Raw genomic sequence first — 26,179 nt, 5'->3', positions numbered from 1 at the left:
GCGGGCGGGCTGGGGGCTCTCCTCGATGAACGCGATTCCTCGCTAGAAACGCCGTGCCGCGGCATGTCTCGGGAGGAATGGCGTTTGTCGGCGGGAGCCCACATGACGAGGACCCCGGATGCCATGGCATCCGGGGTCCTTCTCCGTTCGGTGTCAGCCCAGCAGCGGCACCGCGCCCACGAGCACGCCCACCGCCAGCATGACGAGCGAGACGACCGTCGCGCGCCACAGCACCTTCTTGTGGTGGTCGCCGAGGTTGACCCCGGCCAGCGAGACGAGCAGCAGGATCGCGGGGACCAGCGGGCTCTGCAGGTGCACCGGCTGGCCGGTGATCGAGGCGCGGGCCATCTCGACCGGGGCGATGCCGTAGTTCGCGGCGCTCTCGGCGAGCACCGGGAGGATGCCGAAGTAGAACGCGTCGTTCGACATGAAGAACGTGAACGGGATCGACAGCACACCGGTGATGACGGCGAGGAACGGTCCCATCGACGAGGGGATGACCTGGGTGATCCAGTCGGCCATGGCGGTGACCATGCCCGTGCCGTTGAGCACGCCGACCAGCACACCGGCCGCGAGCACCATCGACACGACCCCGACGATGCTGGGCGCGTGGGCGACGATCTCGTCGGCCTGCGAGCGCAGCTTCGGGAAGTTGACCACGAGCGCGATCGCGGCGCCGACCATGAACACGAAGGCCAGGGGGAACAGGTCGAGCACGAGCAGCACCATCACCGCGACGGTCAACGCGAGGTTGAACCAGATGAGCTTGGGTCGCAGGGTCGCCCGGTTGGGGTCGAGCATCGTGTCGGCCATCGCGGTGTCGGCGGCCTCGACGAGCTGCGGGGCGGCGACGGCTCCCTGTCCACCGCGGACGGTGACGATGTTGCCGGTGCGCAGCGACGCGAGGGCGCCGGGCTTGTGCTCGGCTCCGCGGAAGATCTTCGGGGCGCCGAGGCGACCGAAGCCTCCGGGACCGTCGATCTTGGCGGTGTCGATCGAGCCGGCCAGGCGCTTGCGCTCCGACAGGCCGAGGAACCAGGCGAAGGCGAGCGAGACGACCAGGCCCGCGAGCAGCGAGGGGATCATCGGCACGAAGACGTCGGTGGGCTGAAGCCCCAGGGCGGTGGCGGCGCGAACGGTCGGGCCACCCCACGGCACGATGTTCAGCGTGCCGTTCATGAGGCCCGCGACGCAGGTGAGCACGACGGGGCTCATACCCAGGCGCAGGTAGAGCGGCAGCATCGCCGAGGTGGTGATGATGAAGGTGGTCGAGCCGTCGCCGTCGAGCGAGACCGCGCCCGCGAGGATCGCCGTGCCGAGCACGATCTTGGCCGGGTCGTTCCCGAGGAAGCGCGTGATCACACGGATCAGCGGGTCGAACAGCCCGACGTCGATCATGATGCCGAAGTACATGATGGCGAACAGCAGCAGCGCCGCCGTGGGGGCCATCTTGCCGATCGCGTCGATCACCATGTCGCCGAGGCCGAAGCCGGCGCCCGCGATGAGGCCGAACACGGTGGGCACGAGGATGAGGGCGACCATCGGGGTCATTCGTCGCGTCATGATCAGCGCCATGAACGACAGGACCATAAGGAAGCCGAGGGCGACGAGCACACCGTCGGCGGGCGTGTAGGCCACCGCGTACTCTTCGGCTTCGGCCGCAAGGATCAGGGGGGTCATCGCGACTCCTTCGTCGTGGATGCCGGCACGGGGCGCGCCGTCGATTCGGTGACACTACGGATGCGGGGTGCTCGGCCGCGCGCTTGCTCGCATTGCGGGGCGTTATGCGCGTACCGTGTGTTCTGCGCATTTCGCGCACGATGATGTCGCGGAGCGGAGGAGGTGCACATGAGGTTCGCCACGCGCATGCTTCTCGTGCAGATCGCCACCCAGCTCGTGGTCGTGGCCGTCTGCACCGCCGTCTTCGCGTGGCTCGGCGTGCAGCAGCTCAAGGCCGAGGCGGATTCCTCGGCCCTCAACATCGCCCGCTCCGTGGCCGAAGCGCCCGAGGTGCGCGAGCGCGTGGCGCAATACTCTGCCGATCCCGGCACTCCGGATGCCGCGGGCCTCCGCGGCGGTGAGCTGCAGCAGTACGCGGCCGACGTGACCGCCCGCACGCAGGGCCTGTTCGTCGTGATCACCGACGACCACGGCATCCGTCTCGCGCACCCTGATCCGGACCGCTTGGGCGAGGTCGTCAGCACGAGCTTCGTCGACGCGCTCGCCGGGCGCGAGGTCGTGACGTGGGAGACGGGGACGCTCGGCGAATCGGCCCGCGCCAAAGTGCCGGTGTATCCGCCCGGTGGGGGAGCGCCCGTGGGCGAGGTGAGCGTCGGTTTCGAGCGCGCGAGCGTGTTCGACGACCTCCCGGCCCTCATCGGTGGGATCGCGGTCGCCGTGGCGCTCGCCGTGGCGATCGGGGCCGTGGTCGCCCTGCTGATGCGCCGCCGACTCGAGCGACTGACCCTCGGCGTCCAGCCCGAAGAGCTGGTGTCGCTCGTGCAGACGCAGACCGCCGTTCTCGAGAGCGCCGACGAGGGAGTGCTCGCCCTCGACGACGCGGGTGTCGTGCGGGTGTGCACGCCCTCCGCCGAGCGGCTCCTCGGGATCACGGATGCCGTGGGCCACCGCCTCGACGAGCTGGGCCTCCCGACGGCCGTCGTCGACGCTCTGTCGGGATCGGGTTCGTCGAGCGGCCTCCCGCTGGGTGATCGCGTGGTCTTCCTCGACGTGCGTCCGGTGCGCCGCGGAACGCGCACGCTCGGCCGGGTAGCGACGCTGCGGGACCGCACCGACGTCATCGCCCTCTCGGGGCGCCTCGACAGCGTGCGCGCCATGGGCGATGCCCTGCGCGTGCAGCGCCACGAGAACGCCAACCGCCTGCACGCCGCGGTGGGTCTTCTCGACGCCGGACGCACCGACGAAGCGCGAGCGTTTCTCGCCGACCTCGTCGACCGCGGGTCGGTGGACTGGGCCGTGCCCGGCATCGAACTCGTCGGCGACCCCATGCTGCAGTCGTTCCTCGGTGCCAAGGCGCTGTCGGCGCGCGAGCGCGGCGTCGCCCTGCGCGTGGCCGACGACACGTTCTCGACCGCCTCGATCGACGACGTCGAAGACGTGGTCGCCGTGCTCGGCAACCTCATCGACAATGCCGTGACGGCCGCGGCGTCCGCTCCCGAACCCCGCGGGGTCGAGGTGAGCGTGCTCGACGACGCCGACGCGGTCGTGCTGACGGTGGCCGACACGGGTCCCGGCATCGCCGACGTCGAGGCGATCTTCGCGCCGCGCGAGCGCGGAGATGATCCGGATGCCGTGCACGGACTCGGCATCGGACTCCCGCTCTCGCGCGAGTTCGCCCGGCGCCGGGGCGGCGAGGTGTGGGTGGTCGACGCGGGCGGCGGTGACCACGGCGCGGTGGTGGCGGCGCGACTGCCGGGCGTGCGAGGCGGGACGAGCGAGCGAGAGGGAACGAGCGAGTGAACGGCATCCGGGTTCTGGTCGTCGACGACGACTTCCGCGTGGCGGGACTGCACCGCGACGCGGTGGCGGCGCGGCCGGGCTTCGTCGCGCTCGAGCCCGCGCGCACCGTGGGTGAGGCGCGCGCCGCGGTCGCCGCGCACGCGCCCGACCTCGTGCTGGCCGACGTGTACCTGCCCGACGGTGACGGCATCGAGCTCGTGCGCTCGCTCGACGTCGACGCGTTCGTGCTGTCGGCGGCGACGGATGCCGCGACCGTGCGCCGCGCGTTCTCGGCCGGTGCGCTGGCCTATCTCGTCAAGCCGTTCGATACGCGGGTGCTCGCCGAGCGCCTCGACCGCTTCGCCCGATACCGCAATCTGCTGTCAAGTTCGCGTCCGCTCTCGCAGGACGACATCGACCGAGCGGCCGCGGCGATGCGGGGCGAGCGCGACGGACCCTCGCTCGCGCGCTCGGCGACCGAGCAGACCGTCCTGGCCGCCCTCGGCGCCCACGAGGCGTCGGCGTCCGAGGTGGCCGAGCGGATCGGGGTCTCGCGTGCGACCGCGCAGCGCCACCTCACCGCTCTCGCCGAGCGCGGGCTCGTGCAGGTGAGCCTGCGGTACGGGTCGACCGGCCGCCCCGAGCACCGCTTCCGCGCCGGCGCCTGAGGCTCAGCCCTCCAGCACCGCCCACCCGCGCGGGCCGAGCTCGACCCGCCCGTCGGTGAGGGTGCCGTCACCGGTGACGATCGTGCGCGCGTCGGCGGCCGGCACCGACACCGGCTCGTCGCCGATGTTCAGCGCGACCACCACCGCGTCGTCTCCCACGGCGGTACGCAGCACGATCGCGGCGTTGGCCACCTCGACCACGTCGGTGTGCGCCCGCCACAGCCATGGCTTGCGGCGGCGCAGCGCAATGAGCGCCCGGTGCGCCTCGAGGATCCGCTCGTCGACGTCTCCGACCTCCGCGGCGGATGCCGGGAACTCCGGCCGCACCGCGTCGTCGCCGCCCTCGCGTTCTTCCTTCACCCCGGTCCACCCGAACTCGTCGCCGGCGTAGACCGACGGGGTCCCCGCGACGGTGAAGAGCACGGCGAGGGCGTGCGGCACAAGATCGGCCCCGATGGCCGAGGCGATGCGGGTGACGTCGTGGTTGCCGACGAAGGTCTGCGGGGCAAAGGTCGCGAGCAGTTCGTCGTGCCGCTCGATCGCGTGGCTCAGCTCGAAGAGGTTGCCGTCGGCGATGCCGTGCCAGATGCCCTGCCACAGCTCGTACTGCGTCAGCGAGTCCATCGTCGAGGCGTGCACGATCGCGGGTCCGTCCCCGTGGATGACCTCGCCGACGAACCACGCCTCCGGGAATCTCTCGCGCACGCGCGGCAGCACCTCGGCCCAGAACTCGGTCGGCATCGCGTACGCGGCATCCAGTCGCCACCCGTCTATCCCGCGCTCGAGCCAGTGGCACATGACGTCGACCACGAGGTCGGCGACCGCCGGCGACGAGTGGTCGAGGGCGACGAGCGCGCCGTGCCCCTCGAACACCTCGGCCTCGAGCGTTCCGTCGACCCAGCGCCCGCGGAACAGCTGCGGTCCGTCCTCCGACGCGTCGCGGAAGGCGGGGTGCGCCCGCCCGACGTGGTTGAACACCCCGTCGAGCAGCACCCGGATGCCGCGCTCCCGCGCCCCCGCGAGGAGGCGATCGAAATCTCCGTCGTCGCCGAGGCGCGGGTCGATGCGCAGGTGGTCGACGGTGTCGTAGCCGTGGGTCTCCGACGCGAACACCGGTCCGAGCAGCAGCCCGTTCAGGCCGAGCCCGATGACGTGGTCCAGCCACGGCTCGAGCCTGTCCAGGCGGTGTTCGATCTCGGCATCCGGCCCCTCGCCGTCGCGGATCGGTGCGCCGACGAAGCCGAGCGGGTAGACGTGCCACCACATGACGTGTTCGGGCCACCCAGCCATGGGGTCTCCACCTGTCCGGGGATCGGACCGGACCCCTCGACGCTATCCGTCCGCGCGATTCGCGCCGCGGGGGTTGTCCTGTCGCTCCGGATGCCGTGGCTCAGGCCCGCGCGCGATCCTCGGGCAGCGCGAAGACGGGCAGGTCGAGGGCGTTCTCGCGCGCCGCCTCGACGGCGGCGGCGACCGCGCCGATCGAGACGATGTCGGCGCCGAGGCCCGATGCGACGATCTCGGGGGCGGGCAGGTCGAGGGCGCGTGGCAGGGCGGCGATCGCGGCGTCGATGATGGGGCCCGCGCCCGCGGCGATGGCGCCCGAGACGATCACGCGGTCGACGTCGAACAGGCTGCCGAAGATGCCGACCACCCCGGCCAACGCCCCGCCCACCTGTCGCGCGATGGCGAGGGCCCCGGTGTCCCCCGTCGCGGCGAGGTCGAGCACGGTCTTGGCGTCGAGCGACTCGGGGTCGAGCCCGCGCAACGCACTGTCGGCCGGAAGGCTCTCATCGGCGAGCGCCGCTCGCGCCGCGTCGACGCAGCGGGGCGCGAGACCCTCGGCGCCGCCGACGCCTTCGACGCGGTCGAAGGCCACGGTCTCGCCCGCGCCGCCGTGTTTTCCGCGCAGCAGGTGACCGTCGAGGTGGATGCCGGCGCCGAATCGTTCTCCGGCGAGCAGGGCGACGAAGTCGTCGCAGCCGACGGCGGCCCCCCGCGCGCGTTCGGCGACGGCCGCGAGAGAGGCGTCGTTCTCGACGCGGACGACCGGCGACCACGCCTGGAAGGTGTCGACGAAGCCGGGGTTCATGCGCTCCCAGAACCGGTCGTGGTGCACGGGCGAGCGTCCGTGGCGGTCGACGGGGGCGGGCACCCCGACGCACATCGCAACGATGTCCGAGCGGCCTCGTCGCGCGCGCGTGAGGGTCGCGTCCACGATCGTCTCGGCCGCGCGACGGCGCCGGTCGGGGGAGTCCCGCTCCGGATCGACGGCCACGCGCGAGGTGGCGAGGGTCTCTCCGCGCAGGTCGGCGACGGTGGCGGTCACGTGGCCGCGCCCGGCATCGACGCCGACGACGACGCCGGAGCCGGGCTGGAAGGCGAAGCGTCGCGCGGGCCGGCCCTTCGAGTACTCCCCGACGGCGCGGGCGTTGGGCATCTCGGCCAGCAGTCGCCGAGCGGTGAGCTCGTCGAGCACGTCGATCGCCGTCGAGCGCGTCACCCCGACGGCGGCGATCACGTCGCTCGCGGTGAAGGCGTCGGCCTCCCACGCGTGCCGCAGCACCGCGTCGAGGCTGTGTCGGCGCAGCGAGGGCGTCGCGGTCGTCGCATCCATCGGCATCCGCCCCTTCGTCATCTCGCGTCCCGGACCTCTTGACCGGGGTGCGCCCCGATGCAATACTGCCTCCACGACATTGATTTGGCGACTAGATTTAGTCACTGATACAACATATTCGCAGTGCGGCGGAGGAGGAAACCAGGTGTCGACGAAGACCAGAGCCGGGCGACGGTGGCTCGCGGCGACCGCGGTGGGGGTGCTCGGGGCGAGTCTGCTCGCGGGCTGCTCCGCCGACGGGCGCGAGACCATCCGCTTCACCTTCAGCAAGCGCGAGGCGCTGTCGTTCATGAACGACGTCGTCGCGCAGTACAACGCCTCTCAAGACAAGGTGCGCGTCGAGATGGACAGCTCCGGCGTCGACGTCGTGTCGGCGAGCTTCGTCCGCGGCAACCCGCCCGACATCATGCTCGCCAACTACAACTACGAGGTCGCGCGCTTCGTGCAGCGCTGCGCGCTCAGCGACCTCAGCGGCACCGCGGCCGCCGCGAGCGTCCGCGAAGACCTGCAGCCGCTCATGGACCAGTACGGCTCGTGCGAAGGTCGCACCAGCGCCCTGCCGTACTCGCTGATGGCCGCATCCGTCATCTACAACAAGCAGATCTTCGACCAGCTCGGGCTTCAGGTCCCCACCACCTACGACGAGCTGATCCAAGTCGCCGAGACCCTGAAGCAGAACGGCGTCACCCCGTTCTACGGCACCTTCAAAGACGACTGGACCGTCGCGCAGGGCTGGTACGACTACTCCGTGGGCGGCTCGCTCGACGTCATCGACTTCTTCGACGGCCTCGCCGCCGAGGGCGACCAGGTCGGTCCCGACTCGTCGGTGTCGTTCGCGAAGGATTTCACCGAGCCCATGAACCGCATGCTCGAGCTGGCGCAGGACTACACGAATCCGGATGCCGAGAGCCGGGCCTACGGCGACGGCAACCTCGCCTTCGCTCAGGGCGAGGCGGGCATGTACCTGCAGGGACCGTGGGCGCTCGGCGAGATCGCCAAGACGGCGCCCGACCTGCCCGTCGGCACGTTCCCGCTGCCCATGACCGACGACCCGGCCGACCTCAAGGTGCGCGTCAACATGGACCTCGCGGCGATCATCCCCGAGGCCTCGCGCCATCAGGACGCCGCCCGCGACTTCCTCGAGTACCTCTACCAGCCCGAGATCATCGAGGCCTACAACGAGTCGCAGCTCGGGTTCGCCCCCACCACCGACGCCCCCTCGCCGAGCGACCCGCGCGTGGCCGGGATGATCCCCTACTACGACGAGGGCGCCATCTACCAGGGTGCTTCGGTGCTCGTGCCCAAGACCATTCCGACCTTCAACTACGCCCAGGCGATGATCTTCGGCGCGTCGCCCGAGTCCACCCTGCGCACGATGGACGAGGACTGGTCGCGTCTGGCGTTCCGCCAGCCCCCGGCCTCGACGAACGATGCCGCTGGCGAGGAGGCCGCGCGATGACCACCACCACCACGATCGTCACGGGAGGCAAGGCGACCGTGCGTCGCAGCTCCCGTCGGGTCGAGCCGATCTACTACCTGTTCCTGCTGCCGACGCTCGTGCTGTTCACGCTCGCGATCACGGTTCCGGGTCTCATCGGCATCTTCTTCAGCTTCACCGACTCGATCGGCCTGGGGGAGTGGAACTTCACCGGGCTCACCAACTACATCGCGATCTTCAGCGACCCCGCGATCCTGCAGGCCTACCTGTTCACCTTCGGCTTCTCGGTGGCGACGGTCATCGTGGTCAACGTCGCGGCCTTCCTGCTGGCGGTGGGGCTCACCGCGCAGATCCGCTTCAAGAAGGCGCTGCGCACGATCTTCGTCATCCCGATGGTGATCTCGGGCATCATCATCGCCTACGTTTTCAACTTCCTCTTCAGCAACTCGGTGCCCGAGGCGGGGTCCGCCCTCGGCATCCCGTGGCTCGAGACGAGCCTTCTCGCCAACCCCGACCTCGCGTGGGTCGCGATCGTGATCGTCACCGCGTGGCAGGCCATCCCCGGCACGCTCCTGATCTACATCGCGGGTCTGCTGGCGGTGCCCGGTGACGTGTACGAGGCCGCCGGCCTCGACGGGGCGAGCAAGATCCAGCAGCTGCTGCGCATCACGCTGCCTCTGGTGGCCGGGTACGTCGTGATCAACGTCATCCTCGGCTTCAAGGGCTTCTTGAACGCCTACGACATCATCGTCGGTCTCACCGGCGGTGGCCCCGGCACCGCGACGCGCAGCGTCGCGATGTCGATCATCTTGGGATTCAACGGAGGCGACTACGCCTACCAGATGGCCAACGCCGCGCTCTTCTTCGTGGTCGCCGTCGTCATCTCGCTCCTGCAGCTCTCGCTGACCCGGGGAAGGAACACCCTGTCATGACCGCCCTCAACCAGCCCGCCCTCGCCGTGGAGCAGGCCGAGCTCACCCTCCCCGAGCGCCAGGGGCCCGCCGGGGCCGGGCCGTCGCGCCGCCGCTCCCGCCGCGTCGGCATGGAGCGCGTCAACTGGTCGACGACGACCATCCTCGTGCTCTGCGCCCTCACCGTGCTGCTGCCGCTGTACGTCACCGTCTCGATGGCGTTGAAGAGCGGCACCCAGGTCGTCGACGGCAATGCGTTCTCGTTCCCCTCGCCGATCAGCTTCGACGGGTTCGTCCAGGCGTGGACGCTGACCAAGTTCCCGGTGGGCCTCGCGATCTCGCTGCTGGTCACCGCCGGCACCGTCGTCGCCACGATCATCCTCGCGGCCTTCGCCTCGTACGCGATCGCCCGCAACTGGGACCGCAAGCTCTTCCGCTACTCGTTCTTCTACCTGCTCGCGGCCATGTTCATCCCGTTCCCCGTCGTCGCGCTGCCGCAGATCCAGCTCACGGGCCGGGTCGGTCTCGACAACCCGCTGGGCGTGATCATCCTCGCCACGATGTTCCAACTGAGCTTCAGCGTGCTGCTGTTCACCGCGTTCCTGCGCTCGATCCCCCTCGAGCTGGAGGAGAGCGCGCGCATCGACGGCGCGACCACCTGGCAGACGTTCTGGCAGCTGATCTTCCCGCTGCTGGCGCCGATGAGCGCCACGGTCGGCATCTTCGCCTTCCTCTACGCCTGGAACGACTTCATGATGCCCTCGCTCATCATCAGCGATCCGGCTCTGCAGACCCTGCCCGTGCGTCAGAACCTGTTCCAGACGCAGTTCTCCAACAACTACAACGTCGCCTTCGCCTCGTATCTGATGGCCATGGCCCCCGCGATCGTCGCCTACCTCTTCACCCAGCGATGGGTGATGGCGGGCGTCACGCAGGGCGCCGTCAAGGGCTGACCGACCATCCCCTCGAAAGGACCACCGTGACCACCGCAGCACCGTCCGTGCACGCCCGCGAACTCTCCGATGCCCCCGACTGGTGGCGCCAGGCCGTCGTCTATCAGGTCTATCCCCGCAGCTTCGCCGACACGAACGGCGACGGTCTCGGCGACATCCCCGGCATCACCTCGCGCGTTCCCTACCTGGCCGAGTTGGGGGTGGATGCCGTCTGGCTCAGCCCCTTCTACCCCTCGGCCCTCGCCGACGGCGGCTACGACGTGGCCGACTACCGCGACGTCGACCCGCGGCTGGGGACCCTGGCCGACATGGACGAGCTCATCGCGCAGCTGCACGCCCATGGCATCCGCGTCGTCGTCGACATCGTGCCGAACCACACCTCGAACGACCACGCCTGGTTCCAGGAGGCCCTGGCCGCCGGCCGCGGGTCGGCCGCGCGCGAGCGGTACATCTTCCGCGAGGGCACCGGCCCCGACGGGTCCGAGCCGCCCACCGACTGGGTGTCGGTCTTCGGCGGGTCGGGGTGGGAGCGCGTCGCCGACGGCCAGTGGTACTTCCACAATTTCGACGTCTCGCAGCCTGACCTGAACTGGTCGAACCCCGAGGTGCGCGCCGACTTCGTCACGACCCTACGCTTCTGGAGCGACAGGGGCGTCGACGGGTTCCGCATCGACGTCGCGCACATGCTCACCAAGGACCTCAGCGAGCCCCTGCCCTCGCGGGCCGAGCTCGACGCGATGCCGATCGATGGCACCCACCCGCTCCTCGACCGCGACGACGTTCACGAGGTCTACGCCGAGTGGCGGGCGGTGTTCAACTCGTACGACCCGCCGCGCACGGCCGTGGCCGAGGCGTGGGTGCATCCCTCGCGCGTGCCGCTGTACGCCAGTGCCGACAGCCTCGGCCAGTCCTTCAACTTCGACCTGCTCGAGGCCGACTTCGACGCGCGGCAGTTCCGTACGATCGTGGCCGACAACCTCGCCCTCGCCGCGACGTCGGGCTCGTCGACCACGTGGGTGCTGTCGAACCACGACGTCGTCCGTCACGCCACGCGGTACGGCCTTGCCGACGCCGAGCGCGGCGACGACGGTCGGCCGACGCTCAAGCACGGCAACGAGTGGCTGCTGTCGGGCGGGCAGTCGCCGACCCTCGACGCCGAGCGGGGCGAGCGCCGTGCCCGCGCGGCCGCGTTGTTCGTGCTGGGCCTGCCCGGGTCCGCCTATCTGTACCAGGGCGAAGAGCTGGGCCTGCACGAGGTCGCCGAGATCCCCGACGATCAGCGCCAGGACCCCACGTTCTTCCGCAGCCCGGGCGTCGACCTGGGCCGAGACGGATGCCGCGTGCCCTTGCCCTGGTCCGAGTCGGGCCCGGCTTTCGGCTTCGGAGAGGGCGGTGCGCATCTTCCGCAACCGGACTGGTTCGCCACCTACGCCGTCGATCTGCAGGACGGCGACCCCGCGTCCACCCTGACGCTCTACCGCCGCGCCCTCGACCTCCGCCATGAGCTGCAGACCGACGAGGAGCTGTCGTGGGTCGAGACGGAGGCCTGCGATGTCGTGGCGTTCGAGCGCCCGAACGGCTGGACGATCGTGACCAACTTCGGCGAAGAACCGGTGGCCCTGCCGGCGGGCGAGCTGCTCCTGTCGAGCCGCCCGCTCGTCGACGGCGCCCTCCCCGGCGAGACGACGGCCTGGTTGCGTCGGGGCTGAGGTCTCGGCAAGCCCCGGCGTTCATCAGCGCCGGGGCTTCCTCACGCCTGTATGCGTCGTGCGGCATCCACGACACCGGCACCGAATCCTTCCGGGTGTTGCGGACGCTCGGTTCGTGGCGCGACCGTCGCATGGCACCACGTGACCCGGGCTCGACGCGCGGATCACCTCGGCTGGATCGACTCCCGAACCACCACCGGCATGTCCACGAGGTGACGACCGACGGGGGGGCCGCCCGGCATGAGCAGCAGCTCGACCGCACGGCGCCCCATCTCCTCGTGCGGCAAGCCGATGGTCGTGAGGCCCGGGCGGAGGTAGGCGGCGAGCTCGTCATTGTCGAACGACACGAGCGAGACGTCCTCGGGGACGCGGAGTCCCGCATCGCCGAGAGCCTGGAGCGCGCCGAAAGCGAGCCGGTCGTTCAGGCACACGATCGCCCGAGGGCGCATTCCGTCGTTGAGCAGGCGCGCGGTGAACTCGTAACCGGGAGCGGGCTCCCACAGCCAGATCGACTCCTCGTGCAGAAAGCTCGCTCCGGCGTCGGACATCGCCGCTGAGATTCCCCGAACGCGCGCGGCGACGGTGTCGGAGCGGAAGAGGTCGCGTTCTGCATCCGCGTCGTATCCGAGAAGAAGGATGCCGTCGCGGATGCCCGCCTCCACCAGGAGTTCGATCGCGCGGCGTCCACCGGTCTCCTCGTCCGGCAGGACGCTGCATCCGTGCAGTTCATTGGTCGCGTTGAGCATGACCGTGCGCAGCCCCGTCGGCAGGGGTGGGACGAATGTCTCTCGAGCACGCATCGAGGCGAAGATGATCCCGTCGACTTGACGATCCAACAGGGCCGAGACCGCTTCGGCCTCTCGCTCGGGCTCGCCGCCGGTCTCCGCCACGAGCACCACCTGCCCGGCTGCCTCGGCGGCACCCAGCGCTCCCTTGATCAGACCGCTCGCGAAGCGCGTCGTGGCGACGAGGTCGGAGACGAATCCCACGGTGTGCGACGTATCGGTCCGAAGGGCCCGTGCCGCCATGTTGGGTCGGTATCCCAGCTCCGCCGCAGCGGCGTGGACCCGCTCGTGCGCGTCCTTCGACAGGCGGGTGTCGGGCCGACCGTTCAGGATCATCGAGGCCGCCGCCGGCGAGAGCCCGGCGAGGCGGGCGACGTCAGCCAGCGTGACTCTCTTGCCCATCGATGCTCCCCGTTCTGCGGCGCCGGTGCCGCGGTAACGATCTTCGCAGTGATCTTGACAGCGTCACGGACGTCTGCGTAAATGATGCTGCTAAATCCTTTCAGCAAAGGATAGCGCACCAGAAAGTCCGACGCCGGAACCACCCGAGCGCCGGCTACGCAGCATTGACGAAGGAGTCGACATGAACCCCCGTTCCCCGCGCCGTCGCAGAGGGGCATCCCTGGCGCTGCTGACCATCGCGGGTCTGACCGGCGCCGCGCTGACCGGATGCGCACCCGGCAGCTCCGCTCCCGCCGCACAGACCGATACCCAGGTGAGTACAGAGCTCACCAGTGACCCCGTTCAGCTCACGATCGCCGATGAGACGGGATTCCCGGTCACCGACAAGCTGACCGAGGAATTCACCAAGCAGCACCCCAATGTGACGTTCACGATCAACCGCGACACGTTCCAGAACCTCACCGCGAACGCGCCGAAGCTCCTCGCCAGCTCCACCCCGCCCGACCTGATCCGCCTCCCGACCCTGGGCGACACGGTGCGCGACGGCCTCGTGGCCAACCTCGACCCGTACTTCGACGCGTACGGCTGGAGCACCTGGCCGGCGTCCCAGCTCGCGCCGCTGCGTATGAGCGCGGACGGCGTACGCGGATCCGGCTCGCTCTACCAGCTCGGCCTCGGGTACAGCATCACCGGCATCTACATGAACACGACCCTCGCGAACCAGCTGGGCATCGACTCCCCGCCGCAGACCCTCGCTGAGCTCGAAGACGACATGGCGAAGGCGAAAGCCGGGGGAGTCCTGCCGATCATGGCCGGCGACAAGGACGGCGTCGTCAACTTCGTGGTGCAGGCCGCGATGAACCAGTACGTCGACAAGGACCAGTTCCTGTCGTGGATGTTCAACGAGCCCGGCGCGCGTTACGACGAATCCGGCAACGTGCAGGGTGCCGAGCTCGTGCGCAAGTGGGCGGATGCCGGTTACTTCCCCTCCGACATCAACGCGATCGACTACTTCACCTTCACCAGCCGCTTCTCGGCGGGCGAGGGGCTGTTCACGTTCAACGGCAACTGGGAGGCGGCGAACTACCAGAAAGCCCTCGGGTCCAACGTCGAGTTCTTCCTCGTCCCGCCGGCGGAAAAGGGCGCCGACCACGTCGCGATGGGTGCGGCGAACTCGTTCTCGGTCGCGGCGAAGTCCCCGCACATCAACGAGATCGTGTACTTCCTCAACTGGGTGCACACCGACCCCACTGCGCGTCAGATCATCGTCGACGTCACGGGCGCCTCTCCCGGCGGCGACCCGGCCCAGGAGCTGCCGAAGGTCGAGTCCGGCTCGCTGATCGAGAACGCGCTGAAGATGTCGGCGCAGATCGGTGCCGAGAACGGACAGGTCGACTTCATGGCCAACACCACGGCGGGCATCTACGCCGGCTCGATCATCCCCGAGTCGCAGCTGCTGGTGACCAGCCAGATCACCGGCCAGGACTTCGTCGACCGGGTGCAGAAGTTCTACGAGAGCGAGGTCGGCAAGTAATGACCGATCGTGCGGTCGCCGTCGCGGCGGCCCCCCGAACCGCCGACGCCGATGCGGCGACGACGACCGCACCCCTTCGCCGGGCCGCCGCACGCGCGGTGGCCCGGCGGGCGGCCCTCGTCGGGTGGCTCCTGCTGGTTCCTGCCCTGGGCTTCTACGTCGCGTTCGTGGTGTGGCCCCTCATCCAAGGCGTGCAGTACTCGTTCTACGACTGGAACGGCATCGGCGTCGCCCGCTGGGTCGGCGTCGACAACTACCTCACCGTTTTCACCGACCCCGACCTGCTCGGGGCCATCCGCAACGCCTTCATCCTGATCGCCTTCTTCACCTTCATCCCGGTGGGGCTGGGTCTCGTGCTGTCGACCTTGATCCGCGGCATCCGGAACAAAGCCTTCGCGGCCACCGCCCAGACGGTTCTCTTTCTGCCGCAGATCATCCCCCTCGCCGCCGCCGGCATCGCCTGGTCGTGGATGTACGCCCAGACCGGCGCGGTCAATCAGATCCTCGGGTGGCTCGGCCTCGGCTGGATCACCCGCCCGTGGCTCGCCGACTACGGCACGGCCCTGCCGGCGGTGGGACTCATCGGTTCGTGGGTGCTCACGGGCCTGTGCACCGTGCTGTTGCTGACCGGTCTCGGCAAGATCGACGTGTCGCTGTACGAGGCGATCCGCCTCGACGGCGCGGGCTGGTGGCGCGAGTTCTTCACCATCACCCTGCCCGGGCTCCGTCAGGAGATCGCGGTGCTGGTCACCGTCACGGTGATCGCCGCCCTGTCGAGCTTCGACATCATTTACACCTCCACCCAGGGCGGTCCCGGCCGCGCGACGCTCGTGCCGGGCCTGTCGATCTTCCGCATCGGGTTCACCCAGAGCGACGTGGGCCTGGCCTCGGCCTTCGGCATCGTGCTGATGGTGCTGGTGCTGGTGGTCGTGCTCCCCATCCAACGCCTCTCGAGAGCGAGCGACTCGTGATCGCCAGCCGCACCGAGCGCCTGCTCGGCATCGTCCTTCTCAGCGTCGCCGCGATCGTGACGCTGCTGCCCCTGATCAGCATGTTCTCCGCCGCGCTGCAGCCGGCCGACCGCAATCCCACCGGTCTGACCTGGCCCACCGATCCGCAGTGGGGCAACTTCGCCACCGCGTTCGAGACGGGTCACGTCTGGCAGCTCATGGGCTCGAGCCTGGTCATCGTGCTGGGTGTCGTGCCGGCGAGCCTCATCGCGGCCACCCTCGCCGGCTTCGCGCTGGGGTCGCTGCAGGTGCGCTTCGGCCGCGGCATCCTGGTCTTCTTCGTCCTGGGCCTCACGATCCCGTTCGAGGCGCTGATCATCCCGCTGTACTACCAGGCGCAGTCGATGGGCACCGTGAACACCCCGTGGGCTGTGATCTTCCCGCTGATCGGGCTGTACATGCCGTTCGGCGTCTTCTGGATGCGTGCGCACTTCATCAACGTGCCGCGCGAACTCTCCGAGGCCGCGCGGGTCGACGGCGCCTCGATCTGGCGCGAGTTCCGCAGCATCCAGCTGCCGCTCGCCGCTCCCGCCCTCTCGGCGCTGGCCATCCTGCTGTTCATCTGGACGTGGAACCAGTTCCTGTTGCCGGTCGTGCTCATCGCCGACCCCCTGCAGCGCACCGTGGCGGGCGCGCTGACGTTCTTCCAGGGTCAGTACTCCCTGAGCATTCCCCTGCTCAACGCCGGCGCACTCATCATCATCACCCCCGCGGTGCTGCTGTTCCTCGTCTTCCAGCGCCAGTTCATCCGCGCGCTCGTGCAGGGCGCCGTCAAGGGCTGATCGCCCCTCCTCCTCTCGAAACGGATCTCATGACGTTTACGCTGCCCGACCACTGGGTCTGGGATTTCTGGCTCGCCCGCGACGGCGACACCCACCACATGATGTTCCTGCAGGCACCGATGAGCCTCGGTGACCCCGACCTGCGTCACCGAAACGCCAGCGTCGGCTACGCCACGAGCGACGATTTGCGTTCGTGGACCGTGCACGGAACGGTGCTCGAGCCATCGGGCGGCGATGCTCCGGATGCCACGGCCACCTGGACCGGGAGCATCGTGGGGGCGAATGCCGACTGGCGCATGTTCTACACGGGCTCGCGATTCCTCCGCGACGGCGAGATCACCAACGTCGAGACGGTGCTCGCCGCGGCCTCGACCGACCTCGCCACGTGGGTCAAGGATCCGGAGGTCGTGATCGCTGCCGATCCTCGCTGGTACGAGACCCTCGACGCGGGAACCTGGCACGAAGAGGCGTGGCGCGACCCGTGGGTGTTCGCCGATCCCGACGACGACGGGTGGCACATGCTCGTGACCGCCCGCTCCCGCGACGGCCGCGAGCGTGATCGGGGGGTCATCGGCCACGCGTGGTCCGCTGACCTGCACCACTGGGAGGTCCGCCCCCCGCGGAGCGTCCCCGGCGCGGGTTTCGCGCACCTCGAAGTGCCGCAGGTCGTGCAGATCGCGGGCCGGTGGGCGCTGGTGTTCTCGTGCGACGCCGCGCACCTGGCGGGGGAGCGCGAGGGGCAGCCCGGCGGCATCTGGGCCGTCGCCCTCGATGATCCGCGCGGGCCGTATCCGGTCGAGCGCGCGCGTCTCGTCGCCGACGAGCGCCTGTACAGCGGCCGTGTCGCCGCTGACGCCGAGGGCCGAGCCGTGATGCTCGCGTTCGAGAACGTCACGACCGACGGGGTCTTCGTCGGAACCCTCTCCGATCCGCTGCCGCTGCGGTGGGACGACGATCGCCTCGTCGTGGCGGAGGCGGGACGATGACCGCGGTGCAGGGGACCGTCTCGACCGGTTTCGACGTGGTCGGTGAGGCCTTCGCCGCGGCGTTCGAGGGGCTGCCCGAGATGGGCGGCGCTCTCGCGGTGCACGTCGACGGACGCGCGGTCGTCGACCTCTGGGGCGGGATCGCCGACAGTCGCGACGGCCGGCCCTGGGAGCGCGATACCCCGACGGTGGTCTTCTCGTGCACGAAGGGGCTCATGTCGATCCTGGCGGCGCGGCTCGTCGAAGCCGGCCGGCTCGATCTGGACCGCCCGCTCGCCGACATCTGGCCCGCGTTCGCCGCGCACGGCAAAGACCGGGTGAGCGTCGGCGACGCCCTGGCGCACCGGGCAGGAGTCTCCGCTCCGCGCGTCGACGTCACGCGCGCGCAGCTGCTCGATTTCGCGGCGATGGCGCAGATCGTCGCCGACCAGGAGCCCCTGTGGCGGCCGGGTGACGGGTGGGCCTATCACGCGCTCACCCACGGTTGGCTGTCGGGCGAGATCGTGCGGCGCGCGGGCGGCGTCGCCCCCGGCGACGCGTTCGCGGCGATGGCCGAGGCCGTGGGAGGCGGGGCGTGGCTCGGGATGCCGGCCGAGGTCACGGCATCCGCCGCTCATCTGCGCGTCGGTCCGACGCTCGACGCCCTCGTGGCCCGGCAGGCGGCCGAACGAGATCCGGCGACGATCGACTGGCTGGACCGCGCGATGACCCTCGGCGGAGCGTTGCCGGCGACGCTCGTCACCGCCGATGACGGCTTCAACGCCGACGACGTGCGCGAAGCCGTCATCCCCGGTGCGGGGGCGGTCGCGACCGCGCGCGCGCTGGCGGCGATGTGGTCGGCCACGGTGGCCGAGACCGACGGCGTCCGTCTGCTCCAGGACGACACCCTCAAGGTCGTCACGCGCGAACGCACGGCGGGTGCACCGGTCTTCGCGGCGCCCGCGCCGTGGCCGCGCTGGGCCGCCGGGTTCCAGCTCGATTCCGAGGCCCGCCGCTACCTCGGCCCCTCGAGCTTCGGCCACGACGGCGCCGGAGGCCAGGTCGCCTTCGCCGACCTCGATTCCCGGGTCGGATTCGCGTTCGTCACCAACTGGATGGAGGCTGACGACCCGCGCGCGACGCGGATCGTGGATGCGCTGCGGAGCGTCGTGGGCTGAGCCGACCGCTCAGCGCACCCGCCCCCAGCCGTCGCCGCGCCGCTCGATCGCCCCGGCCGCGGCGAACGCGTCGAGCCACCCGCCCATCGGCCACGACCCCCACCGTTCGTGGAAGGTCGCCCCGTTGCGCAGGATGTCGTCGAGGTGCTGCCAGGGCGGAGAAGACACCGGATGCCACTGGTGAAAGGCGTCCGCACCCCCCACCCACCGCATCTCGACGTCGGCTTCGCGCGCGGTCCAGGCGAGGTCGGTGTCTTCGGCGCCGTATCCCTCGTAGCCGGGATGGAAGCCGCCGATGCGGTTCCAGGTCGAGGCGGTGACCGCGAACGACAGCGACCAGAACAGGTCGTATTCGTCGCGTGACGCGGCGCGAGTCCCACCCGCGGGAAGGGCGGGGCGGGCGCGGTGCGGTCGGACGAGGAAGGGCAGATCGGATGCCGTATCCGGGCGCTGCACGCTCGAGAGGTACGTCACCGCTCCGCAGAGCACGGCGTCGGGGTGCGCCAACGCGGCTGCCCGGTAGGCGGGGAGCAGCCCCGCGCCGGGAAGGCAGTCGACGTCGAGGAAGACCAGCAGTTCCGCTCCCGCTCCGAGGGCGGCGGCAGCGGCGCGGTTCCGCCCCTCGCCCACGCGCAGACCGTGCGGCCCCGGCGGCACATGGAGCGTGAGGGTCTCGGCATCCGGGGCGTCCTCCGGGGGCGTCTCGTCGAGCCACGCCTCGACGCGCACGATCTCGCCGGCAACCTCCGCGAGGATGCGTCGCTGCCGCTCGAGGTGCTCTCGGCGTGCGGCCGAGGCGACCGTGATGACGGCGGTCCTCACGGGAGGACCGCCTCGACCGCCGCAGCCATGCGGCGCGCGCCGCCTGCGACTTGCCACCGCGACCAGTCCGGCGCGTCGCGGGCGGCTCGTTCGACGAGGTCGACGAGGTCGGCGGGGGCGATTCCCGCCGCCGCCCGCCGAGCGAGACCCCAGCGTTCGAGGGCCTCGGCCGTGTGGTGCTGCTCGTCGAAGGGGCGCTCCTGCGAGATCACGACGGTGCGGGCGCCGGATGCCGCGAGATCGGCGACGCTGTTCTGCCCCGCGGCGCTGACCACGACCGTGCTGCGGGTCAGGAGCGGCCACGGATCGTCGATGCGCGACGCGGCGTCGTGACCGACGGTGGTGACCTCCCATCCGCGATCGCGCAGGAGCGAGACGACCTCGTGACGGGCGTCGTCGTCGAGCATCCGGCCGAGCAGCAGCACGCTCCGCTCGTCGCGCGGGCCGTCGACATCGCGCCCGTCGAAGCGCGAGATCCCACCCGTCCACATGACGCGGTCGGAGTGCTCCGACAGTGCCGGGGTCGCCACGGCCCCGTGCGCCCACGGAGCGACGATGCGATCGGCGAGGGAGTAGGCGAGGGCGTGCGGGGCATCGGTGCGCGCGCCCGGCTGGGTCACGGCGATCGTACGCAGCCCCAGGAGGCGCGCGAACGCGACCACCTCGGCGCTCACATCGACGACGAACGCCCGCAGGTCCCGCGCGGCGGCAGTGGTGGCGATGGCCGCCAGGCGGGCGCGGTGCCCGGGGTGGTCGTGCGGGGCCCAGTGCAGGGCGCCCCGCGCGGTCGGCTCGGCGTCACGCGGGTCGACGGTGGTGCCGTCCGCGGATTCGAAGGGATCGGCGTCCGGGGGCAGATCGATCCATTCGATGTCGGCGGGCAGCCCCGCGGGCCGCGGCATCGACGAGAACGCCACGACCGGCTCCCGCAGGTGCGGCGCCACGGCGAGGAACCGCGAGAGGTGGCCGAAGCCGTGGTGGTGGATGTACCAGCCGATCACCACGACACCGCCGGCATCCGGCGGGCGGGAACCGGCTGCGCGCTGTGGGCGAGAACGCGTTCGACCTCGCGGTATCGCTGAACGAGCGAGTGCTGGCGGATGGTCGCGCGCCGCGTCCACACGCGGGTGAGGGGTTCGCGCGCACCGGTCTCGGCCAGCTGCGTGGCGGCCTTGGCGAGAGCGACGACGTCTCCGGGCATGACCGTGGTGGTTCCCGGGATCCCGGCCACCACCTCGGATACCCCGCCGATGTCGAACGCGGCGACGGGCGTTCCGGTGGCGAGGGCCTCGACGATGACGAGGCCGAACGGCTCCTCCCACATCGGGGTGACGAGAGCAACCGCCGACGATCCCACGAGGCGGCACAGGTCGGGCTGTCGCAGAGGGCCGACGTACCGCGCGTGCGCGCCGAGGCGCGGCACGATCTCCTGCTCGAAATAGTCCACGTCGCCGATACGGCCCGCCAGAACGATGTGCGCGCCCGCCTCGCGGGCGGCCTCGATGGCGAGGTGCGGGGCCTTCTCGGGCACGACGCGCCCCGACCACACCCACGATCGTCCGCCGTCGCCGCGGGTCCACTGTTCGGTGTCGACGCCGTTGGGGAAGACGAACGCGTCGACGCCCTCGACCGACCAGGCGCGGGCGGTGGCCTGGCTCACCGCGACGAAGCGGTGGGAGCTGTCGCGCACCTCCGCGGCCGCTTCGAGCAGTGGCTCGAGCGGAGGGGTGTGAAGGGTCGTGACGACGGGGATGTCGGCCTCGAGACTCCACCGGATGGGGGCCGGGTGCAGGCTGTGGTTGTCGACGACGTCGAAGAGGTGGCGGTCGGCGACCAAGCGGTCGCGCGCGGCGTCGAAGGCGGCGTCGACGGCGGCGGCGTACCCCGACGGGTAGTCGGTGTCCGAGGCATCCTCGGGGCGGGTCCACTCGGGCGTCGGCAGGCGGAACTCGTCCGTGTCGCCGAGGAAGTCCGAGCCGTCGGCGGCGCACAGGGTCACATCGTGACCGCGGGCCCGCAGCCAGCGCACGCGGTCCCAGACGGCCGCTTCGAGGCCGCCGGCGTGCGGCTGGCGAAGCGCGTAGCGCGAGGGGGCCACGACGAGCACGCGCAGGGGGCGCTGGTCGCGGATCATGCCGCGAGCTCCCGTGCGAGGACTCTGCGGTACACCTCGACGTGCGCGTGGCGCACGTGTTCGAGCTCGCGGAGGCGTTCGGTTCGTCGGCGCTCGATCTCGGCCGCGCGTCGGCGCGAGCCGGGCACCGACCAGGCGGGATTCGTGGCGTCGATGACGGCGCACTCGAGCGAAAGCGGTTCGCCGAGGTCGAAGGTGTGGAAGTCGGTCGGATGCTGAGCCGCCATGTGCCCCACACGGGTCCCGACCACCGGCACGGCCAGGTCGTAGCAGAGTTCGGCCCAGCCCGACTGGGTGCCGTGGCGATAGGGGAGCAGGCACGCGTCGAGATCCGCGAGCCAGGCGGCGAGTTCGTCGTCGTCCTGCCGCGGCCCTCTCTCGATGCGTACGCCGTCGCATCCCTCGGCGAGGAGGACGATGGATGCCGCGGCCTCCTCGTCGCGGACGCGCTCGTTCATGCGCACGACGCCTTCGATCCGCGCGCCCTGCGCCCGCAGGTCCGCGATCGCGCGCACGAGTGTCGCCGTGGTCGCGACGCCGTCGATGTTGGGCCGGAGGTCTCGCAGATGGACGCCGACGCGCACGGTGTCGTGGGCGGTGCCCGCCGGTCGCTCCGCCTCCCCCAGCAGTGTGGGGTGGGCGACCACGGTGGCTGTGCGCCCGGTGATCGCGGCCACCTCGTCGGCAGCGGAAGCCGTCAAGGTGATCAGCTCGTCGGCGGCGTGCGCCAGCACCGCGAGACCGGCCCGGTGGGCGTCCTGCGACGACAGTTGCGGGTTCTCGAGATCGTGCACCGTGTAGACCAGCGGCTTGCCCAGACGCTCGAGTGCGGCGACGGTGAGCGCGAGCTCGTCCGCGGTGTAGGACTCGATTCCGAAGTGGACGTGCACGAGGTCGAACTCCGCGGCGTGCGCTTCGAGCCATTCGGGGAGCAGGACCTGGGGCGGCCACCACTGACCGGCGGGTGCGCCGGGCGAGGGCGGGTCGGCGAGAAGCCGCACGCTGGCAGGGTCCGCGACGGCGGTGACGTACGGATGGGCCGAGGGAACGGCCGCGACCCGGACCGGGGGGACGGTGGTGACGATCTTCTCCTCCTCGAAGCGTTGCGTGCGTAGGGATGCGCGTACCGCATCACCAGGCACATCGCAATGCAACGGGGCGGTTGTGACGACAATGGCACCGACGGATACGTTCCTCATCATGGGCGGCGAGACGGCGAGGCTGGGAAGCCTTGCGGATCACGGGGACGCGGTGATAGCGCGCCGAGCGCACTACGCCGCCTTCTTCGGCGATGAGGCGCCGCCCGCGGGCTACGGCATCGTCGTCGGCAACTGCCAGGCCGAGTCCCTGCGCCTCGTCATCTCGTCCGACGCGCTGCCCGCCATCCGGGTGCCTGCCGTGCACGAGCTCGACGCCGCCGACACCGCTCGACTGCACGCGCTGCTCTCGAAGGCGGCGTTCCTGGTCGCCCAGCCCATTCGCGACGACTACCGTGGCCTGCCCCTGGGCACCGCGCAGTTGCGCGGGTCGCTTCCCGGCGGCGCCCGGTCGGTGACCGTCCCCGCCATCCGGTACGCGGGACTGCATCCCTTCCACGCCGTCCTGCGCCTTCCCGCGTTCCCCGAGGACCCGCCGCTGGTCGCCTATCACGACGTGCGCACCGTCGCCGAGGCGTCGGGGCTCTCGGTCCCCGCGATGCTTCCCCCGGCCGCCGTCCGCTCGATCGCCGACGCCTCCGTCGCCGAGTTGCGGCGCCGCGAGGGGAGGGGGCTCGACATCGTGGCATCCGACCTCTTCGTCCCCGTCGTCGCCGACCTGATGCGGACCGTCAATCATCCGGGCAACGCCGTCTTCCTGCCGCTCGGGGAGCGCATCGCCGCGGCTCTGGGAAACCCGGGCGGCGCCGTGGATCCCGGACGCCCCATCCTCGCCTCGGTGCGTGCGCCGCTCGAATCCTGGGTCGTCGGCGCGTGGGCGCTCGATGAGGCCCCCCGGGAGGACTGGATCGTGGCCGGCGAAACCCTCGCCGCGGCTGTCGTGCGAGAGGCGCACCTCGCCTACTACCGCGAACGGCCCGCCCTTCTCGCCGCCGTCGTCGAGCGCATGACACCGCTCCTGCGCACCTGGGCGGCCGCGGCGTGACCGCCTCGACACCGGGGATGGATGCCACCCCCGTGCTCCTCGCCCAGCCCGGGCCGCACGGGGTCGCCGTCTACGCCCGCGAGATCGCGGTCGAGGTGCAGCGCGAGAGCCCCGGGACCCGCGTCGTGACCCCCGACGCGATCGCCGAGCTCGTCCCCGGAACCCCCGTGCACGCTCACGTCACGGATCGTTTGTGGGGTGCCTCTCCCGAGGAGGCCACCGAGCGCGTCCGAGAGCTGGCGCGGCGCCACCCGCTCGCCGTCACCCTCCACGACGTGCCCCAGTCCTCCGACGGACCGCGCAACCTCCCGCGTCGCCGGGCGTTCTACCGCGCGGTGACGGAGGCGGCCGTGGGCGTCGCCGTGAACAGCGCCCACGAGCGCAGCCTTCTCCGCGAAGAAGGAGTCTGGACCGGCCCGGTCGAGGTCGTTCCCCTGCCGGTGGAGTCCTCGCCGGTCAGAGAGCGCCCCGTTCCCGACGAGTCCGTCGGCGTGCTCGGCTACTTCTACCCCGGCAAGGGGCACGACGAGGCGCTCGCTGCCGCTGCAGAAGCGGGCCTGAAGAGGCTGACCGTGCTCGGTCGAGCCTCGGACGGGCATGCCGACGACCTCTCCGCCTTCGTCGGGCGGGCCGCGGCAGCCGGGCTCGCCGTCGAGGTCACCGGTTGGCTCGACGAGGCCGACATGGCTTCCCGCGTCCGGCGCATCGCCGTCCCCGTGATCGCGCACCGCCATGTCTCCGCTTCCGGCTCCCTCGCCTCGTGGATCGGCTGGGGACGTCGCCCCCTCGCCCTGCGCAACCGGTACGTGGACGAGATGGCCGCTCTCCGCCCCGGCACGGTGAGCACGGTCGACGAGGCGGGCCTCGCCGACGCCATCGCTTTCGCGCGCGCCACCGGCGACAGCACGTGGCACGGCATCCATCCCGTGCCCTTTGGACGAACCGACGCCGCTCGCGCCTATCTGGAGTGGTGGGGAGCCCTCACCGCATGAGCGACACCTGGAACGACCGGATGCCGTGGGTCCCTGGCAATCGCTGGGACCTGCTCGCCCACCGCGAGCCCGAGCCTCCGCGCGTGAGCGTGATCGTCACGCACTACGCCCAGCCGACCGAGCTGCAGCGCACCCTCACCGCGCTCGCTCGGCAGGACCACCCGGCTGACCGTCTCGAGGTCATCGTGGCCGACGACGGTTCGCCCGAGACACCGGTCGTGCCCGCGGGGGTGCGTCTGGTCCGTCAGGAAGACCGCGGCTTCCGCGCCGCCGCGGCGCGGAACCTCGGAGCAGCGGCGGCATCCGGTGACGTGCTGTGTTTCCTCGATGCCGACACGACGCCGGAGCCCGATTACGTTCGCCGGCTCACGCGCCTGCCCGCGTTGCTCCTCGAGGCGGTGACCGTGGGGCGACGGCGTCACGCCGACCTGGCGGGAGCGAGCGTCGACGCGCCGATCGCCGCGCTCGGCCCGGTTCGCGAGTTGACCGAGCCGGCCTGGCTCCGCGACGCCTACGCCGCGAGTCGAAATCTGCTCGACGCCGACGACCGGTCGTACCGCCACGTCATCAGCGCGGTACTCGCGTGTTCCCGGGCCTTCTTCGACGAGGTAGGCGGGTTCGACGAGACGTTCTCGACCTACGGCGGAGAAGACTGGGAGTGGGCGCACCGTGCGTGGCAGGCGGGGGGAGTGCTCGCTCATGTTCCGGATGCCGTGGCCTGGCACGCCGGTCCCGATTGGGCCGGCCGCCCCGAAGAGCACGCCGCGCAGGGCAACAGGCAGACTCTCAGCCTGGCCGAGAAGATCCCGATCGAAGGGTCGCGGCCCCGTGGATTGCTGTCACGAGCCATCGACGTGGAAGTACATCTCCCCACGGGGATCCCCGCCGATGCCGCCTTCCTCTCCGTGGACTCCCTGCTCGCGGCCCTTCCTCATCTGCGCGTCGTGACGGATGCCGCAGACCACCCCCTGCTCGCGGCCGACCCGCGGGTGGCACCCGCGGGGGGCGTCGATCCCCGGGTGACGATCGAGCTCGAGCAGCCGATCGTGGTCCTGGATGCCGCCCCATTCGCGAGGGCTCTCACGCTGCTGTCGGGTGCCGACGTCGGAGGGGTCGTGTTCGTCTCCGGCGGGGGAGAGACCGTGGGCCGCGCGGTGAATCGACGGGCGCGTCGTCGCGCGAAGCGCTGGGGTACGGATGACGCGCTCGATACCGTGAGGGTGCGCGTGGACGGCGCACACATCGTCGGCGCGCGGCCGCACCTCGAAGCCTGGGTCGGCGGGTGGGGAGGGCCCGACAGGTATCTCTGACTCGCGTCGTGCTTTCTCGAACGAGCGCGACACGCCCGGGACGTGCCTGGATTCGACGCGTCGGTCGTTCCCGCGTAACTTATTACCTGTTCGCCCCACAGGGGAGAGCGGAGCGGCCGAAAGGCCCCGCGTCCTCTCAAGCAGCGAACGGCCCCCAACATCAGCACTTGAGAGTTTCGACTCTTTGGTCTAGAGTTGGGATCCTGCCAATCGGCACACACCCTTACTGCAGCGATACCCTTTCTGGGGTTTTGCGAGAAGTTATTGGCGTGTCGCCATGGTGGACATATAGAAGTGAACTGCCTCACGGGTAGGTCGAGAGATCGTTTCTGTGGGTGCGTCCGTTCCTTGAGAACTCAACAGCGTGC

22 protein-coding genes are annotated in these 26,179 nt (G+C 70.7%); 14 read left to right on the top strand and 8 right to left on the bottom strand.

Annotated features, from left to right (window positions below):
* Positions 1 to 153 precede the first annotated feature (153 nt).
* Positions 154 to 1,680, bottom strand: coding sequence for a CitMHS family transporter (locus AB6V31_RS00110; RefSeq protein ID WP_056224281.1), 1,527 nt, complete (start codon positions 1,678 to 1,680; stop codon positions 154 to 156).
* A gap of 168 nt (positions 1,681 to 1,848) precedes the next feature.
* Here AB6V31_RS00110 and AB6V31_RS00105 point away from each other — a divergent pair, with 168 nt between their 5' ends.
* Complete coding sequence (locus AB6V31_RS00105; protein ID WP_369363257.1) at positions 1,849 to 3,480, top strand: ATP-binding protein; 1,632 nt, start codon at positions 1,849 to 1,851, stop codon at positions 3,478 to 3,480.
* On the top strand, positions 3,477 to 4,127 hold the full coding sequence (locus AB6V31_RS00100) for a response regulator (RefSeq protein ID WP_074694788.1): 651 nt from the start codon (positions 3,477 to 3,479) through the stop codon (positions 4,125 to 4,127). Before AB6V31_RS00105 ends, AB6V31_RS00100 begins: the two co-directional genes overlap by 4 nt.
* 3 nt (positions 4,128 to 4,130) lie before the next feature.
* Here the strand turns inward: AB6V31_RS00100 and AB6V31_RS00095 are convergent, their stop codons facing one another.
* Together AB6V31_RS00095 and AB6V31_RS00090 are read right to left on the bottom strand one after the other, a co-directional pair.
* Positions 4,131 to 5,417 carry an alpha-amylase family glycosyl hydrolase gene (locus AB6V31_RS00095; RefSeq protein ID WP_369363255.1) on the bottom strand — a complete coding sequence of 429 codons (1,287 nt, stop codon included), beginning with the start codon at positions 5,415 to 5,417 and terminating at the stop codon, positions 4,131 to 4,133.
* A gap of 100 nt (positions 5,418 to 5,517) precedes the next feature.
* Complete coding sequence (locus AB6V31_RS00090; RefSeq protein ID WP_369363253.1) at positions 5,518 to 6,744, bottom strand: ROK family protein; 1,227 nt, start codon at positions 6,742 to 6,744, stop codon at positions 5,518 to 5,520.
* Between the two features lie 145 nt (positions 6,745 to 6,889).
* Here AB6V31_RS00090 and AB6V31_RS00085 point away from each other — a divergent pair, with 145 nt between their 5' ends.
* The 4 genes from AB6V31_RS00085 (at position 6,890) to AB6V31_RS00070 (ending at position 11,755) form a co-directional block, all read left to right on the top strand.
* Positions 6,890 to 8,203, top strand: coding sequence for an ABC transporter substrate-binding protein (locus AB6V31_RS00085; RefSeq protein ID WP_369363251.1), 1,314 nt, complete (start codon positions 6,890 to 6,892; stop codon positions 8,201 to 8,203).
* Entirely contained in the window at positions 8,200 to 9,114 is a 915-nt protein-coding gene (locus AB6V31_RS00080) for a carbohydrate ABC transporter permease (RefSeq protein WP_369363249.1), read from the top strand. The genes AB6V31_RS00085 and AB6V31_RS00080 overlap by 4 nt, the downstream gene beginning before the upstream one ends.
* A 110-nt stretch (positions 9,115 to 9,224) precedes the next feature.
* Positions 9,225 to 10,046: a carbohydrate ABC transporter permease gene (locus AB6V31_RS00075; RefSeq protein WP_369364106.1), complete on the top strand. Its 822-nt coding sequence runs from the start codon at positions 9,225 to 9,227 to the stop codon at positions 10,044 to 10,046.
* 26 nt (positions 10,047 to 10,072) lie between these two features.
* Positions 10,073 to 11,755 carry a glycoside hydrolase family 13 protein gene (locus AB6V31_RS00070; RefSeq protein WP_369363247.1) on the top strand — a complete coding sequence of 561 codons (1,683 nt, stop codon included), beginning with the start codon at positions 10,073 to 10,075 and terminating at the stop codon, positions 11,753 to 11,755.
* A 164-nt stretch (positions 11,756 to 11,919) separates the two neighbouring features.
* Here the strand turns inward: AB6V31_RS00070 and AB6V31_RS00065 are convergent, their stop codons facing one another.
* Positions 11,920 to 12,942 carry a LacI family DNA-binding transcriptional regulator gene (locus AB6V31_RS00065; RefSeq protein WP_369363246.1) on the bottom strand — a complete coding sequence of 341 codons (1,023 nt, stop codon included), beginning with the start codon at positions 12,940 to 12,942 and terminating at the stop codon, positions 11,920 to 11,922.
* 181 nt (positions 12,943 to 13,123) lie between these two features.
* Here AB6V31_RS00065 and AB6V31_RS00060 point away from each other — a divergent pair, with 181 nt between their 5' ends.
* Genes AB6V31_RS00060 through AB6V31_RS00040 form a run of 5 tightly spaced genes read left to right on the top strand, consistent with a single transcriptional unit; the run spans position 13,124 to position 18,411 of the window.
* Positions 13,124 to 14,476: an ABC transporter substrate-binding protein gene (locus tag AB6V31_RS00060; protein ID WP_369363244.1), complete on the top strand. Its 1,353-nt coding sequence runs from the start codon at positions 13,124 to 13,126 to the stop codon at positions 14,474 to 14,476.
* Complete coding sequence (locus tag AB6V31_RS00055) at positions 14,476 to 15,447, top strand: carbohydrate ABC transporter permease (RefSeq protein ID WP_369363242.1); 972 nt, start codon at positions 14,476 to 14,478, stop codon at positions 15,445 to 15,447. The genes AB6V31_RS00060 and AB6V31_RS00055 overlap by 1 nt, the downstream gene beginning before the upstream one ends.
* Positions 15,444 to 16,268, top strand: a complete 825-nt coding sequence (locus AB6V31_RS00050; protein ID WP_056224270.1) for a carbohydrate ABC transporter permease — start codon at positions 15,444 to 15,446, stop codon at positions 16,266 to 16,268. Before AB6V31_RS00055 ends, AB6V31_RS00050 begins: the two co-directional genes overlap by 4 nt.
* Before the next feature lie 29 nt (positions 16,269 to 16,297).
* The gene (locus AB6V31_RS00045; protein WP_369363240.1) at positions 16,298 to 17,254 is read left to right on the top strand and encodes a glycosyl hydrolase family 32; all 957 of its coding nucleotides are present in this window, start codon (positions 16,298 to 16,300) and stop codon (positions 17,252 to 17,254) included.
* Entirely contained in the window at positions 17,251 to 18,411 is a 1,161-nt protein-coding gene (locus tag AB6V31_RS00040; protein WP_369363238.1) for a serine hydrolase domain-containing protein, read from the top strand. Before AB6V31_RS00045 ends, AB6V31_RS00040 begins: the two co-directional genes overlap by 4 nt.
* 9 nt (positions 18,412 to 18,420) lie before the next feature.
* On the opposite strand, the gene AB6V31_RS00035 is transcribed toward AB6V31_RS00040, so the two are convergent.
* From AB6V31_RS00035 to AB6V31_RS00020, 4 genes are read right to left on the bottom strand one after another with little or no spacing between them, the layout of a single operon-like run.
* Positions 18,421 to 19,233 (bottom strand): glycosyltransferase family 2 protein, encoded by an 813-nt coding sequence (locus AB6V31_RS00035; RefSeq protein WP_369363237.1) that lies wholly within the window; start codon positions 19,231 to 19,233, stop codon positions 18,421 to 18,423.
* Positions 19,230 to 20,237: a hypothetical protein gene (locus AB6V31_RS00030; RefSeq protein WP_369363235.1), complete on the bottom strand. Its 1,008-nt coding sequence runs from the start codon at positions 20,235 to 20,237 to the stop codon at positions 19,230 to 19,232. The genes AB6V31_RS00035 and AB6V31_RS00030 overlap by 4 nt, the downstream gene beginning before the upstream one ends.
* Positions 20,231 to 21,367: a glycosyltransferase gene (locus AB6V31_RS00025; RefSeq protein ID WP_369363234.1), complete on the bottom strand. Its 1,137-nt coding sequence runs from the start codon at positions 21,365 to 21,367 to the stop codon at positions 20,231 to 20,233. Before AB6V31_RS00025 ends, AB6V31_RS00030 begins: the two co-directional genes overlap by 7 nt.
* On the bottom strand, positions 21,364 to 22,509 hold the full coding sequence (locus AB6V31_RS00020) for a glycosyltransferase (RefSeq protein WP_369363232.1): 1,146 nt from the start codon (positions 22,507 to 22,509) through the stop codon (positions 21,364 to 21,366). Before AB6V31_RS00020 ends, AB6V31_RS00025 begins: the two co-directional genes overlap by 4 nt.
* 109 nt (positions 22,510 to 22,618) lie before the next feature.
* Between AB6V31_RS00020 and AB6V31_RS00015 the strand changes: the two genes are divergently transcribed.
* The 3 genes from AB6V31_RS00015 to AB6V31_RS00005 are packed head-to-tail and all read left to right on the top strand — an operon-like array spanning position 22,619 to position 25,811.
* Complete coding sequence (locus tag AB6V31_RS00015; RefSeq protein ID WP_369363230.1) at positions 22,619 to 23,509, top strand: WcbI family polysaccharide biosynthesis putative acetyltransferase; 891 nt, start codon at positions 22,619 to 22,621, stop codon at positions 23,507 to 23,509.
* 17 nt (positions 23,510 to 23,526) lie between these two features.
* Entirely contained in the window at positions 23,527 to 24,501 is a 975-nt protein-coding gene (locus tag AB6V31_RS00010; RefSeq protein WP_369363228.1) for a hypothetical protein, read from the top strand.
* Positions 24,498 to 25,811: a glycosyltransferase family 2 protein gene (locus tag AB6V31_RS00005; protein WP_369363227.1), complete on the top strand. Its 1,314-nt coding sequence runs from the start codon at positions 24,498 to 24,500 to the stop codon at positions 25,809 to 25,811. The genes AB6V31_RS00010 and AB6V31_RS00005 overlap by 4 nt, the downstream gene beginning before the upstream one ends.
* The last annotated feature ends 368 nt before the right edge of the window (positions 25,812 to 26,179 follow it).

The organism is Microbacterium sp. 16-032 (assembly GCF_041079455.1).
Taxonomy (GTDB): domain Bacteria; phylum Actinomycetota; class Actinomycetes; order Actinomycetales; family Microbacteriaceae; genus Microbacterium; species Microbacterium testaceum_A.
The sequence above is the reverse complement of the archived record's forward strand: the minus strand, read 5'-3'. Positions and strand labels throughout refer to the sequence as shown.

Bases quoted from the DNA above. Each gene is read 5' to 3' on its own strand.
- AB6V31_RS00110 (WP_056224281.1), bottom strand. From the start codon at position 1,680: ATGACCCCCCTGATCCTTGCGGCCGAAGCCGAAGAGTACGCGGTGGCC.
- AB6V31_RS00105 (WP_369363257.1), top strand. From the start codon at position 1,849: ATGAGGTTCGCCACGCGCATGCTTCTCGTGCAGATCGCCACCCAGCTC.
- AB6V31_RS00095 (WP_369363255.1), bottom strand. From the start codon at position 5,417: ATGGCTGGGTGGCCCGAACACGTCATGTGGTGGCACGTCTACCCGCTC.
- AB6V31_RS00090 (WP_369363253.1), bottom strand. From the start codon at position 6,744: ATGGATGCGACGACCGCGACGCCCTCGCTGCGCCGACACAGCCTCGAC.
- AB6V31_RS00080 (WP_369363249.1), top strand. From the start codon at position 8,200: ATGACCACCACCACCACGATCGTCACGGGAGGCAAGGCGACCGTGCGT.
- AB6V31_RS00075 (WP_369364106.1), top strand. From the start codon at position 9,225: ATGGAGCGCGTCAACTGGTCGACGACGACCATCCTCGTGCTCTGCGCC.
- AB6V31_RS00065 (WP_369363246.1), bottom strand. From the start codon at position 12,942: ATGGGCAAGAGAGTCACGCTGGCTGACGTCGCCCGCCTCGCCGGGCTC.
- AB6V31_RS00060 (WP_369363244.1), top strand. From the start codon at position 13,124: ATGAACCCCCGTTCCCCGCGCCGTCGCAGAGGGGCATCCCTGGCGCTG.
- AB6V31_RS00055 (WP_369363242.1), top strand. From the start codon at position 14,476: ATGACCGATCGTGCGGTCGCCGTCGCGGCGGCCCCCCGAACCGCCGAC.
- AB6V31_RS00045 (WP_369363240.1), top strand. From the start codon at position 16,298: ATGACGTTTACGCTGCCCGACCACTGGGTCTGGGATTTCTGGCTCGCC.
- AB6V31_RS00040 (WP_369363238.1), top strand. From the start codon at position 17,251: ATGACCGCGGTGCAGGGGACCGTCTCGACCGGTTTCGACGTGGTCGGT.
- AB6V31_RS00025 (WP_369363234.1), bottom strand. From the start codon at position 21,367: ATGATCCGCGACCAGCGCCCCCTGCGCGTGCTCGTCGTGGCCCCCTCG.
- AB6V31_RS00010 (WP_369363228.1), top strand. From the start codon at position 23,527: ATGGATGCCACCCCCGTGCTCCTCGCCCAGCCCGGGCCGCACGGGGTC.
- AB6V31_RS00005 (WP_369363227.1), top strand. From the start codon at position 24,498: ATGAGCGACACCTGGAACGACCGGATGCCGTGGGTCCCTGGCAATCGC.